This window comes from Sphingobacterium prati, from assembly GCF_013167215.1.
GTDB lineage: Bacteria > Bacteroidota > Bacteroidia > Sphingobacteriales > Sphingobacteriaceae > Sphingobacterium > Sphingobacterium prati.
Genome location: NZ_JABJWY010000039.1, coordinates 203579 through 216813 on the forward strand (window position 1 = coordinate 203579; position 13235 = coordinate 216813).

Consider the following 13235-nt stretch of genomic DNA (forward strand, 5'->3'; position numbering starts at 1 on the left):
AATGAAATTAAGAGGAATATTAGCACCTTACCTTGCAGTCGCCATGCGTTTTGCTTTTCTTTTAATCGTTTATGCCCTACTGCGATGGGGATTTTATCTCGTCAATGCCTCTTTATTTCCTAATGTAAATGCAGGAAAACTGTTTGTGATGTTTGGTGGTGGCCTACGTTTCGATATTGTGGCTTTGCTTTATTTGAATATCCTATACATTGTCATGCAAACAATTCCGGCGCCATTCACCTATAATCAGATTTATCAAAGGATTGCCAAATGGATTTTTGTGGTGGTCAACGCGATAGGAATAGCGCTGAATTTAATCGATTATGCCTATTATCCTTTTACACTAAAACGTACGACAGGTACGGTGCTAAGTCAATTCTCAAATGAATCCAATCTTTTTAAATTGGCATTCGACTTCTGTCTCGATTATTGGTATCTCCTGCTGGTATTGGCACTGGTTGTTTATGGGCTGTCGAAATCCTATCAGCTGATCCAACTGGAAAAGCCAAAGCGTTATTCCTGGAAATCCTTTGTGGTACAGGTTCCCTTCTTTCTGCTGACCGCTTTTCTATTTATCGGTGGAGTCCGTGGCGGATGGGCACATAGCACCCGTCCGATCACTTTGAGTAATGCCGGTGATTATGTAGATACCCCCGAGGAAATGAATATTGTGCTGAATACGCCATTTAGCATTTTGAAAACTTTAAAAGCCGTGAGCCTTAAACCAGTGAATTATTATCCGGAACAGGAGCTGGTAAAGATTTATGATCCAATTCATCTTCCGCAGACGGATAAGCCCTTCAATAAAAAGAATGTCGTTGTTTTGATTTTGGAGAGTTTCGCGAAAGAACATTTTGGCGAATTGAACAGAGACATTCAAGGTGGTAAATACAAAGGCTATACACCTTTTCTAGATTCGTTGATTCGAAATGGCTATACCTTTACAGATACCTATGCCAATGGTCGTAAATCCATTGATGCATTGCCTTCGGTCATTACGGGTATCCCTTCCATCGGTGAGCCCTTTGTACTCTCGGTGTATTCAGGTAATGAAACCACCAGCCTAGCTAAACTCCTGGGGAAAAAGGGCTATGAGACCGCATTTTTTCATGGTGCCCCCAACGGAAGTATGGGCTTCTCCGCCTACATGAAGTTAGCGGGAATACAACACTATTTTGGTAAAACCGAATACAATAACGATCAGGATTTTGATGGAATCTGGGGAATTTGGGATGAACCCTTTTTACAGTTCACCGCCAATAGGATCAATACATTAAAACAGCCATTTTTTGCAAGTTTCTTTTCGTTGTCCTCACACCATCCCTTTAAAGTACCTGAAAAATATCAGGGGAAATTTCCCAAAGGACCGCTGCCGGTACAGGAACCGATCGGCTATACCGACAATGCGCTGCGTGAATTTTTTGCGACGGCCTCTAAAATGCCTTGGTTTAATAATACCTTATTTGTAATCTGTGCCGATCATGCTACCGTAAGTTACCTGCCGGAGTACCAGACCACAGCGGGCGGTTTTCAGATTCCGATTATATTTTATGCCCCTGGGGAAGGATTGGTCGGCAAAGCAGATAAATTGGTCCAACAGATCGATATTATGCCCACGGTCTTAAATTACCTCCACTATGACGAACCTTATTTTGCATTTGGCTCGGATGCATTTAAACCGGGAAGGGATAATTTTGTGCTGAACAATAATGCAGGAAGCTATAATTTTTATTATAAAGACTATATGATGTCTTATGATGGTCTTAAGCCGGTATCGCTTTATAATATGAAGCAAGATCGGTTGATGAAACAAGATTTACTCAATCAGCATCCTGCAATCCTGGATACCATGGAAACCAAGATGAAAGCTTTTATTCAGCAATATAACAATCGCATGATTGAAAATAAGCTGACCTATAAAAAATAGGCCAGCTTACTCCCGTTGTCTTTTCTGAAATTGCGCCCTGATACTCCTGTCAACAACAAATAGGATGAGGTCATAGACGATATAGATCAGAGGTAGCGTAAATAAGACCAGGAGGATATAGCCCCGGGCATTATGCTCAAAAATGCCATTGATCAAGAAATTTGCCAGACTGGTCCAAAACCAGCAAAAGCCGTAAAATGACGCCGGTACAATAAGATTTCCTAGCAGCAGTGCATAACGATAAGCGCCTATTTTGTATTTTTTGTAGATATACCTGATGTGCAAATAGAGCAATAGAATGGATCCGACTAGGGCAAGGACTTCGGGATGGATCCAAAGGAGTGCCTGTGCGGGACAGGATATTTTTTCGCCTACTTCGATTGTAAAACTGCCCTGTTTTCCCGGGGATTCAATGATCCAGTGAATGAGCGTGTCAGTTTGCTCTTTCGGGGCTCCCAAATTTTGAGCATAAGCCTTCATCTTATTTCCTAGGTGCAGGTATAGGTCAATAGGACCGAAAGACGACCAGTACTTGGAGGGAAATAGGAGGTATTCAATTTGGTACTTCTTCAGAATATCCCTTCGATCAAAGCCCATAAAAGCACGGTACTGAACTTTGATGCTGTTTTCACCCTTCTGAAGCTTGGCTGTAAAATAAAATGCGTCATTCAGGTTAATTCGTTCCCATTCCGCTTTTCCATAGCTGATCTCATAATAACCATCTTTGAAACGTAGGAAAGAGAATTTTGTGTCCGATGGATCCAAAGGGACGGATTTAATCTCTTTTTGATTAATGATCACCTTTTCTAATCCATCTAAATTAAGGGCAAGGAATACTAATGGAAGATTCATGCTTTGCTCGGCATGTACGATATACTCGACTGCGAATTGGCTTTTATATGTGTGGTCGAGGGTATCGTGTACAATATGAATGTTTATCCGTTCGTGGAGTACTTTTGCGTTGTTGGCTGGTACCAATTGTGCCGTGATGCTATGTGGGCCATAGGGGTTGGCCATGTTGGCAGAGAGTGTCAACACAGCGAGCAAAAGAATCATCGTCAGGCCTATTATCTTTCTGTTCATCATTGTTTATATCCTAAAGCTTTCATGCGCCGGTACATATCCACCGTTGAAAGTATAAATTAAAAAGAAGAAATGAAAACCCTGATGTAGATTCGCAGCGGCAAGTTTGGCAAAAGGTACGTCAGACGGTCTATGTGGCGCGGGATAGGGAGCAATGATTGATATTCGCAAAAAGAAAAGACCTATACGACGATCGTATAGGTCTTTTCTTTGTTATCATATTTTGGTAACAATTATACACCCAACAATAAACGGGCTGGATCTTCCAATAATTGTTTTACACGAACCAAGAAGCTTACTGACTCACGACCGTCGATAATACGGTGATCGTAAGAAAGTGCGATATACATCATTGGACGGATCACAACTTGACCATTCTCAGCGATAGGACGTTGGATAATGTTGTGCATACCCAAGATTGCAGATTGTGGAGCGTTGATGATAGGCGTTGACATCATAGATCCAAATACACCACCATTAGTGATTGTAAATGTACCACCAGTCATCTCGTCGATCGTTAACTTGTTGTCACGTGCTTTACCCGCCAATGTAGCAATCGCTTTTTCGATTTGCTCCAATGACATCGCATCTGCGTTACGGATAATAGGAACAACTAGCCCTTTAGGCGCGGAAACCGCAATTGAAATGTCTGCAAAATCAGAATACACGATTTCATTTTCTTCGATACGAGCATTCACTGCTGGCCATTCTGCCAATGCTGTTGTTACTGCTTTAGTAAAGAAAGACATGAAACCAAGACCGATTCCAAATTTCTCCTTGAACGTATCTTTATATTTGGCACGAAGATCCATGATTGGCTGCATATTGACTTCATTGAATGTTGTCAACATGGCCGTTTCGTTTTTAACAGCTACCAAACGTTTTGCGATTGTTTTACGTAAAGACGATAATTTCTCACGACGTTCATTTCTTGAACCAGCAACTGGAGCCGCTGCAGGAGTAGCAGCCGGAGCCGCAGGTTTTGCCGCTGGAGCCGCAGTTTTAGCAACAGGTTGTGCTTTTTCAGCATCTTCTTTGGTAATGCGTCCATCTTTACCTGTTCCTTTTATTGTCGAAGGATCAATTCCTTTTTCTCTTAAAATTTTTGCGGCAGCAGGAGAGGCCGTACCAGCAGCGTAGCTATCTGGATCTTCGTCTTTTGCAGCAGCAGCTGGAGCTGCAGTTGATGATGCCTCAGCAGCAGGTGCAGCAGCCGGAGCTGAACCGCCAGCAGGAGCTTCACCTTCTTCAATTGTACAAACAACAGCACCGATTTCTAAAGTATCACCTTCTTGTGCAATGATTCTTAAGATACCTGCTTTTTCAGCTGGTAATTCAAACGTTGCTTTGTCTGATTCCAGTTCGGCGATGTTTTCATCCATCTCCACATAATCGCCATCTTGTTTCAACCATTGTGATAAGGTTACCTCCGTGATTGATTCACCTACGGTTGGTACTTTAATTTCTAAGCTCATATATAATGTTCTTTATTGACAATTGCGTCCTATAGATAAGACGCAATTGATTTTAAATTGTTTTTATTCGAATGATTTATTTAAGATTGCTGCTTGTTGGGCAACGTGTTGTTTCATATAACCTGTCGCTGTACTTCCGCTTTCTTTACGTGCTACGAAACCTGTAAACGCAATGTCGGTACCCATCAGTTTGCGGCAGTAGTAAGACCATGCGCCCATGTTCTCATTTTCCTCTTGCACCCATACAAACTCTTTGGCCTTGTTGTATTTTTTACGGATCGCTTTCAACTGCTCAGCCGGAATTGGGAATAACTGCTCGAGGCGAACAATCGCAACATCTTTACGTTTGTCAGCTTCTTGTTTTTCCAATAAATCATAGTAAACTTTACCAGAACAGAACAATACACGTTTTACATCTTTTGCAGCAACATTTGCATCGTCAATCACTTCCTGGAATACGCCTTCCGTGAAGTCTTTCAGTGGAGAAACTACTTTCGGGTGACGCAACAACGATTTTGGCGTAAAGACCACCAATGGCTTGCGGAATTCACGTACCAGTTGACGGCGCAACAAATGGAAGTAGTTTGCCGGTGATGTACAGTTTGCCAAGATCATGTTCTCATCCGCACATAATTCCAGGAATCTCTCGATACGTGCCGAGGAGTGTTCAGGCCCCTGTCCTTCCATACCGTGTGGCAACATCATCACCAAACCGTTTGAACGTTTCCATTTTGTTTCTGCACTTGACAAATATTGGTCTACAATGATTTGAGCTCCATTGTAGAAATCACCGAACTGTGCTTCCCAGATTGTCAATGAATTTGGATTAGAAGATGCATAACCATATTCAAAACCCAAAACAGCATATTCTGAAAGTAAAGAGTTGTAGATCGAGAACTTGTCACCACCTTTGATATTTGCCAATGGAACATATTTCTCTTCGGAATCTTCCAGCGTCAATACCGCATGACGGTGTGAGAAGGTACCACGTTGTACATCCTGACCTGAAATACGAACGCGGTTGCCCTGATCCAATAATGTCGCATAAGCCATTAATTCACCCATTGCCCAATCGTATGCATCATTGCTGATCATTTTGGCACGGTCTTCAAATAAACGGGTGATCTTACGGAAGAATTTTTTGTCCGCAGGTAATGTGGTAATCTCTTTCGCTAATTTCAGGAACGTATCTTTCGCAACTTGTGTTTTATCGGTTGTTGTTAATACTTCTCCTTTTTTCGCTGGACGTAATCCTTCCCATGCACCTTTAAACATCGGAATTTCTTCAGTCAATACTTCAACTGTTTTTGCTTCCTCAAATTTAGTCTGCAATTCCGCTTTAAATTCTTTCTCTATATTTTTCGAATACGCTTCATCAACGCTTCCTTCGGAGATTAGTTTTTTTGCGTATACTTCTTTTGGGTTTGGATGTTTTTCAATGATTTTGTACAACAACGGTTGTGTAAACTTAGGCTCATCTGCCTCGTTGTGACCGAATCTTCTGTAACATAACAAGTCAATAAATACGTCTGTTTTGTATTTTTGACGGTATTCAACGGCTAAGTTGATCGCGTAAACGACAGCCTCAGCATCATCTCCATTGACATGGAATACGGGTGAAGATGTAATTTTTGCTACATCTGTACAATATGTGCCAGAACGTGCATCTTTATAGTTTGTTGTAAACCCAATCTGGTTGTTAATGACGATATGGACTGTACCTCCCGTTTTGTAACCGTCTAGTTTGGACATTTGAGTGACCTCATATACAACGCCCTGACCAGCGATTGCAGCGTCACCATGGATAATGATAGGTGCAATTTTCGATGAATCGCCATCATATTTGAAGTCGATTTTAGAACGTACCATACCTTCGACAATTGGATCTACTGTCTCCAGATGGGAAGGGTTTGGCGCTAAACTAAGATGCACAGATTTGCCATCGTTGGTTTTTACTTCTGAGGAGAAACCCAAATGGTATTTTACGTCACCACCGAAGTTTACTTCAGGATCGTCCGCATAGGTTTTGCCTTCAAATTCAGAGAATACGGATTTGTAGGATTTACCCATAATGTTGGTCAATACATTCAAACGACCACGGTGTGCCATACCGATCACAAACTCTTGGATACCGATGTCAGCACCTTTCTCGATGACAGAGTCCAATGCAGGGATTAAACTTTCCGCACCTTCTAATGAAAAACGTTTTTGACCCAAAAATTTGGTTCCCAAAAAGTTTTCAAAAGCAACAGCATCGTTAAGTTTGTTTAAGATTCTCTTTTTGGTATCCAAAGAGAATTTTGGCATATTACGATCCGCTTCCATGCGGTCCTGCAACCATTTTATCTTTTCTGGATTACGGATATATTTGAATTCTGCACCAATAGAGCGGCAATAAGTGTCTTCAACCAGTTGACGGATGTCTTTTAATGTTGCTGGACCTAAACCCACTTCGACACCTGCATTGAAAACCGTGTTCATGTCTGCTTCGGCAAGACCAAAGGTTTCCAATTCCTTTCCAGGGTAGTACTTACGTCTTTCGCGAACAGGATTGGTGTGTGTGAAGAGGTGCCCGCGGTCGCGGTAACCATTGATCATGTTCAGCACATTGATTTCTTTCAATACGTGCTCAGGGGTAGCCTCGCCTACTGAACTTGTTGTTCCACCAGCATTTTGACCGAAATCAAAACCTTCAAAGAATTTTTGCCATCCGAAATCTACCGATTGGGGATCTTGCTTGTACGATTGATATAAGCCATCGACATAAGCCGAATCAGCATTACTCAAATATGTCAGATTGTCCATTTACAATTAAAACTATGAAATTTGTCAAAGTTATGAATAAAAAAAGAGTTTCTAATACTGAAATTGAATAATTTAATCAATAAATCTATCCAATTATTAACTTTTTTGGCATGATTTAAAAAGGGCTTACAATCCCTACAAATTTCTTTTGTTTTGAAATTATTTATTTCTGCCGAAGATTTATTTAGCCAATATTTCATCCAATTTTGGAAGCCCATTTGGGAAGTTTGTTTTGATCAATTTTTGCCAGTCCAAAGCTTTGTTGTCTTTTTCACTGGTGCCAACACCAGCGACGTGGGACCATTGTCCATATACGGTAGCTGGAGAATAATCCAATAGCTGTTCTTCAAACCAGGATGCCCCCTTTAACCAATTGACCTGATATTCGTGTACTAGATAACTCGCTGCAATCAATCCCGCCTGATAAGGGATATATCCCGTTTTCTTTAGTTGTATCATGGTGCTATTGATAAAATCATGGTCGGTCTGCCCAGCCTTCCACTTCTCAAATAATTCTTCATTCACCGTTAATGCCGGGATCGCTACCGTGCTGCTGCTTTTAGTGCCTAAGGGTTTGAAAAATATATTGGGATATTTTTTGAGCATAAAACGGAAATAATCCCGCCAGAGTAAAATGTCTATTATTTTCTCAAATCGTTTATCTTTTTTTCCTTCTCCTAATTTCTTAATGTTGTTGTAAAGAAGAATTGGTGATAAGGCTCCGGCAGCAATAAAGGGACCTAATATGACCGGATCCTGCTCTGTTTCCGGATAAGTGGACAAAACCGAATGCATAATACTCAATGCCGTGTCTTCCCCACCTAATATATAAATATCATCAACTGACTTAATTTCCTCATCCGAATAACCCAAGTCCTTTAACGTAGGAATTTTGGTGTCTTCAAGATGTGGGGGTGTCAAGAAATTTGACGGGAAAGGAATCGGCTGGCGCACCGAACTCTCACGTTCTACTTTTTTCTTAAAAACGGAAAATCCATTAGGAATATCCTTAATTGGAAATGGGAGATCTTCTTTGTGGTAAAGTGTATGGCCTATAAAATGACGGAGATTGATTTTGCTGCTCCATAATTCACTCTCTACTTTCTCGGATATAGAAGTCTCGCGAAGTGCAACTTCCCGATGATGATAGACTTCATTGACTTGGTATTTTTGAGCAATCCGAGGGATAATATCTTCGGGTTTGCCAATATACGTCAGTAGGTCGCTGCCGTGGCTTTTCAATTTTTCTTTCAGAGCGGTGACTGCTTCGATCACAAAAGCCGCACGCTGTACGCCTGTATTTAAAGTGCCAAATTGATTGCGGTCAAAATAACGGGGATCAAAACAATAGACGGGAATGATGAAGGAACTCTTCTCAGAGGCTTGATAAAATACTTCATTGTCATGAAGTCTTAAATCATTTCTAAACCAGATCATTGTAGCCCTTTTGTCCATAGAGGTGAAGATAAATACTTTTTAGTGCAGCCTATTTTCAGAAGATTTACAAATATATAAGGATATTACGTTTGTGAAAATATTTAGGCATGAATTGACATAAAAAGGACAAAGAAGTGGTTTGGGACAAAATTTAAGGAAATGTAATAAGTTTCTTACAGTACTAGGATGTACTTGAATTCTGGGCTAGAACAAGGGCTGACTGATTAATACTCATTCCCTTATGAGGATGATTAAGTTATCTAAATAGAAAAATAAAAAATAGTGTTAAACTTATTTGGGGTTTCTCTGTTCTAAAATCAAAGAATTATGATAGTTGTTAGTCAGCATATCGGAAACAAAACCATCGTGAGCTTACGTAATCTATAGGGCCAGCTAATACATATTTGTGCCATTGAAAGCGAATGCTCAGAAATAATTATAAGAATGAAAAAGGTTTTAATCAGTGGGCTAAATACCTATTTGGGACGACGGGCATCATGCTATTTACAAACGAAGGATTTTGATGTGACGGGGTTGGTTCGCAACTTATCCATTTTTAATAAAATCGTGAAAGAAAAGGTGACGGCGAAACTATTTGAATTAGATCTCTTGCGGAAAGGCCCTGCGTACGATAAATTTCAGATCAGCGATTTGAACTTTGGAATCTATTTTACGCAAGTTCCCTCTCTCGATAATGATATTCAGCTTCAGCTGGAGCTGCTAGGTCTCCGTAATTTTGTGGAAATCTGTAAGCGTGCTGGCAACAATCGGGTGATTTATGTGGCTAGACTGATGGATGAGCATTTTTTGGAACCCGTTCGTAATCTGTTGGAGGTTTTACGGGTACAGTATACTATTGTGGTCAAAAGCAGTGTTATTGGAAAAGAAAGTGTGTTGAACCGAATTTTTGGTAAACTGGCCAAACGGCAGACAATATTCTATTGGAACTGGGTAGCCTCCCTAAAATTTCATCCTTTACCCTTGTTGGATGTGTATCGTTGGCTTCGGGAAATGCCCTGGGAAAATAATTTTATCTCTGAGGTGATTTACCTCGGTGGGCATGAAGAGGTGACATTTAGGAACTTATTTTATCAATTTCTGAGTTCTACTTCCAATACACAAAAAAGGGAGATCGGAGTAAATAAATTTCTTGCAAAACTATTGTTGAGTCGATTTAACGATATCAATAAAGAGGATATTGATGAATTTAGACGGGTGCTGTATTATGAAAAAAATGTCGACAACTCAACCTGGCAGAAAGTGCAACCTTTTGAATTTACACCGCTGAAAGCCTATGTCAAGATGGATACCTGATTGTTTGACACCTGCCGATCACTTGATGGCTGAGCGAGAACCCTTGGCCTGATTTTCCGAACTGTTATTGGTAGCTGCATAGAGCAGTTTTAATTTATTCTGTTAAATTTGTGGATTAACGCGTTGATACAGATTTAATATATGGGATACAATAGTCTAGCAGCATGTGTTGCGGATCTTGAAAAAAATGGCCATTTAATCCGCATTAAAGAGGAGGTGGATCCTTATCTGGAAATGGCCGCCATTCATATGCGGGTGTTTGATGTTGAGGGACCTGCCTTGTATTTTGAAAATATCAAAGGCTCGGAATTTCCTGCGGTATCCAATCTATTTGGGACGTTGGACCGTTCGAAGTTTATGTTCCGTGATTCCTTGGACCACCTTAAAAAATTAGTGGATGTCAAGATGAATCCGGGCGCTGTGCTAAAAAATCCATTCCAATATATCGGTTCCTCCATGACCGCATTGGGTGCTTTGCCCTGGAAAAAGAAATTGAACGCCCCCATCTTACATGGTGAAACGAGCATCAGTAAGCTTCCTCAGATCGTTAACTGGCCAATGGATGGAGGGGCTTTTGTCACCATGCCACAAGTCTATACTGAAGATGTGAATAATCCGGGAATCATGCATGCCAATCTGGGGATGTACCGGATTCAGCTTTCGGGCAACGATTATATTCCGGATCGAGAAATTGGACTGCATTATCAGCTGCATCGCGGCATCGGTATCCATCAGACCAAAGCCAATAAGCTCGGCCTGCCACTCAAGGTAAGTATTTTTGTGGGGGGGCCGCCAGCGCACCCGCTTTCTGCGGTTATGCCTTTGCCAGAAGGGCTTTCGGAGATGATCTTTGCCGGCGCATTAGGCAATAGAAGGTTTCGTTATTTTTACGATAATGAAGGTTTTTGCATTTCTGCGGATGCTGATTTTGTCATTACAGGTACGGTATATCCCAATGAGAATAAACCCGAGGGACCTTTTGGTGATCATATTGGCTATTATAGCCTCACGCATCCATTCCCTTTGATGAAGGTACATCATGTGTATCATAAGAAGGATCCGATCTGGTCTTTTACCGTGGTGGGGCGACCGCCACAGGAAGACACGAGTTTCGGCGCGCTTATTCATGAAATTACGGGTTCAGCAATCCCACAGGAAATCTCAGGGTTGCATGCAGTAAATGCAGTAGATGCAGCCGGAGTACATCCATTATTGTTTGCGATCGGATCGGAACGTTACACACCTTACCAAACGGTGGACCGTCCTCAAGAAATTTTAACCATTGCCAATCAGATTCTTGGAAAAAATCAGCTGAGCTTAGCCAAATATCTTTTTATTTCTGCGCATGAGGATGATCCCAAATTGGATATTTATGATATTCCGGCATTCTTTGGTCATATCTTGGAGCGGATTGATCCGACAAGAGATCTCCATTTTCAGACCAATACGACGATAGATACGTTGGATTATTCAGGTGATGGGCTAAACACGGGGTCGAAGGTGGTTTTTGCGGCAGCAGGCACCAAGAAAAGGGAGTTAGCACACGAACTGTCGGCAAATTTTGATCTACCAAGACCTTTCAATAAAGCGAAGGTTGTGATTCCAGGTGTATTGGCAGTCGAAGGGCAGCCCTTCACGACCTATACGGATGAGGCTGTGCTGGTCCAGGAGTGGTGTCGTGCCGCAGAGGGACTGGCTTGGGAAGGTTTTCCATTGCTCGTATTGTGCGATGATGCCGGTTTTACCGCCGAGACAGTCAATAATTTCGTCTGGACGACCTTTACGCGAAGTAACCCAGCATTTGATATATATGGGATCAAGAGTTTTACGTCCTTCAAACACTGGGGCTGTGCGGGGCCAATTATTATCGATGCACGTACCAAGCCACATCATGCACCGGCACTGATTAAAGACGCTGCAGTCGAGAAACGGGTTGACGAATTGGGAGCGAAAGGGGGCTCGCTTCACGGAATTATTTAGGATCAATTAAGCAAAATAAGAATAGACAATTTAATCTGATGAAAACAGAAGAATTATTAGTAAAGTCAAAAGAGAACCAGCTGCAGTTTCAAAACGTATTGGATCACATTGCAGCAAATTATACGTATAGTCCAGCTGCATTCCAAAATGGAAACGTGAAAAATGCAGCAACGGAAAATCAAGGGAGTGCAAAAGTCCTGTATTTTGCCAAGCTCCATAATCTTTCGCAGGCAGATACATTGCTGTTGTTTGCAGAACATTATCAAAATGTATTGGACGATCCAGCAGGGGAGGGGCATCAGAATATCCGGCAGTTTATGGCAAATGGCTGGAACGGGGTCATTTTTGATGCTGTGGTATTGACTGATAAGTAAAATCAAGCGTACAGTTTCCCGTTTCGTAAAACGCAGATCAACTGATCCGGAATGGGCATCGTCAGTTCACCCGATGGAACCGAATAGTTGAAATGATAGAGCAGAAGAATACAAACGAAATTTTCAATTTTTAGTTATTCTGCTTCCGCATATAATTAGGGCTGTTCACCTTTGTACAGCCCTAATTTGCATACGAAGTGTAGAACGGCAATCTTCTTTAACTATTGCTTTCGCAATCTTCATCTTTGCTGCCGCCGTAATAGACCATCCAGCAGATGCCAAACTGATCTTGGAATGAGCTGTAGAGCTCCGCGAAAAATGTTTCGCCCAAAGGCATTTCCACCACTTTTGCATTGACACTGAGTGCTTCATAAAGTATTTTTGCTTCGTCCCCATTGTCGCACATCAACATGACGTAGGTATTGTTGCCCTGCACATACTGTTGGCCGAAAGCGGGGATAACATCTGCACCCATGAGCATGCTTTCCCCATTGATGGAAATAGCCGTATGACAAATTTTGTTTTTGGCTTCATCCGGAATTGCTGGCATTTGCGGATCTGCAGGAATGTCGCCATAACGCATGTACCCCGGATTTTTTGTTTTAAAGACTTTTTCATAAAACATGAATGCTTCTTCGCAGTTGCCATTGAAATTTAAATAAGCGTGTAATTTTGCCATGATTCTAATTTTTGAATATATTTATTATTTCGTTGGGCATGCATCTATAGCTTTGATGAACTGAAAAGATACACGCGAAACCTTAGTTTTCTCAAATTTTCTTTCCTATATAGCCCAGAAAAATAGAAGGGCTATCATCGGATATGAAGATAAAATTAAGG

The 13235-nt window shown here is 41.4% G+C and carries 9 protein-coding genes; 4 read left to right on the forward strand and 5 right to left on the reverse strand.

From position 1 onward, the window contains the following. The first annotated feature begins 1 nt into the window (after window position 1). Window positions 2–1927 carry an LTA synthase family protein gene (locus tag HPC41_RS24005; protein ID WP_172396623.1) on the forward strand — a complete coding sequence of 642 codons (1926 nt, stop codon included), beginning with the start codon at window positions 2–4 and terminating at the stop codon, window positions 1925–1927. A gap of 6 nt (window positions 1928–1933) precedes the next feature. Here the strand turns inward: HPC41_RS24005 and HPC41_RS24010 are convergent, their stop codons facing one another. The 4 genes from HPC41_RS24010 to HPC41_RS24025 form a co-directional block, all read right to left on the reverse strand. Continuing rightward, entirely contained in the window at window positions 1934–3013 is a 1080-nt protein-coding gene (locus tag HPC41_RS24010; RefSeq protein ID WP_172396624.1) for a hypothetical protein, read from the reverse strand. Between the two features lie 230 nt (window positions 3014–3243). Next, window positions 3244–4485, reverse strand: a complete 1242-nt coding sequence (odhB, locus tag HPC41_RS24015) for a 2-oxoglutarate dehydrogenase complex dihydrolipoyllysine-residue succinyltransferase (protein WP_165309020.1) — start codon at window positions 4483–4485, stop codon at window positions 3244–3246. A 63-nt stretch (window positions 4486–4548) separates the two neighbouring features. After that, window positions 4549–7290 (reverse strand): 2-oxoglutarate dehydrogenase E1 component, encoded by a 2742-nt coding sequence (locus HPC41_RS24020; protein ID WP_172396625.1) that lies wholly within the window; start codon window positions 7288–7290, stop codon window positions 4549–4551. 180 nt (window positions 7291–7470) lie between these two features. Further along, a complete protein-coding gene (locus HPC41_RS24025) occupies window positions 7471–8727 on the reverse strand; it encodes a deoxyribodipyrimidine photo-lyase (protein WP_246251031.1) in 1257 nt (418 codons plus the stop codon). Between the two features lie 444 nt (window positions 8728–9171). Here HPC41_RS24025 and HPC41_RS24030 point away from each other — a divergent pair, with 444 nt between their 5' ends. The 3 genes from HPC41_RS24030 (at window position 9172) to HPC41_RS24040 (ending at window position 12395) form a co-directional block, all read left to right on the forward strand. After that, window positions 9172–10041, forward strand: a complete 870-nt coding sequence (locus HPC41_RS24030) for an NAD(P)-dependent oxidoreductase (RefSeq protein ID WP_172396627.1) — start codon at window positions 9172–9174, stop codon at window positions 10039–10041. A gap of 141 nt (window positions 10042–10182) precedes the next feature. Continuing rightward, the gene (locus HPC41_RS24035) at window positions 10183–12021 is read left to right on the forward strand and encodes a UbiD family decarboxylase (RefSeq protein WP_172396628.1); all 1839 of its coding nucleotides are present in this window, start codon (window positions 10183–10185) and stop codon (window positions 12019–12021) included. Between the two features lie 38 nt (window positions 12022–12059). Further along, complete coding sequence (locus tag HPC41_RS24040; protein WP_172396629.1) at window positions 12060–12395, forward strand: HopJ type III effector protein; 336 nt, start codon at window positions 12060–12062, stop codon at window positions 12393–12395. Between the two features lie 217 nt (window positions 12396–12612). On the opposite strand, the gene HPC41_RS24045 is transcribed toward HPC41_RS24040, so the two are convergent. Next, window positions 12613–13074, reverse strand: coding sequence for a VOC family protein (locus HPC41_RS24045; RefSeq protein ID WP_172396630.1), 462 nt, complete (start codon window positions 13072–13074; stop codon window positions 12613–12615). Window positions 13075–13235 lie beyond the last annotated feature (161 nt).

Bases quoted from the DNA above. Each gene is read 5' to 3' on its own strand.
- HPC41_RS24035 (WP_172396628.1), top strand. From the start codon at position 10,183: ATGGGATACAATAGTCTAGCAGCATGTGTTGCGGATCTTGAAAAAAAT.
- HPC41_RS24020 (WP_172396625.1), bottom strand. From the start codon at position 7,290: ATGGACAATCTGACATATTTGAGTAATGCTGATTCGGCTTATGTCGAT.
- HPC41_RS24045 (WP_172396630.1), bottom strand. From the start codon at position 13,074: ATGGCAAAATTACACGCTTATTTAAATTTCAATGGCAACTGCGAAGAA.
- HPC41_RS24025 (WP_246251031.1), bottom strand. From the start codon at position 8,727: ATGATCTGGTTTAGAAATGATTTAAGACTTCATGACAATGAAGTATTT.
- HPC41_RS24030 (WP_172396627.1), top strand. From the start codon at position 9,172: ATGAAAAAGGTTTTAATCAGTGGGCTAAATACCTATTTGGGACGACGG.
- HPC41_RS24005 (WP_172396623.1), top strand. From the start codon at position 2: ATGAAATTAAGAGGAATATTAGCACCTTACCTTGCAGTCGCCATGCGT.
- odhB (WP_165309020.1), bottom strand. From the start codon at position 4,485: ATGAGCTTAGAAATTAAAGTACCAACCGTAGGTGAATCAATCACGGAG.
- HPC41_RS24040 (WP_172396629.1), top strand. From the start codon at position 12,060: ATGAAAACAGAAGAATTATTAGTAAAGTCAAAAGAGAACCAGCTGCAG.
- HPC41_RS24010 (WP_172396624.1), bottom strand. From the start codon at position 3,013: ATGATGAACAGAAAGATAATAGGCCTGACGATGATTCTTTTGCTCGCT.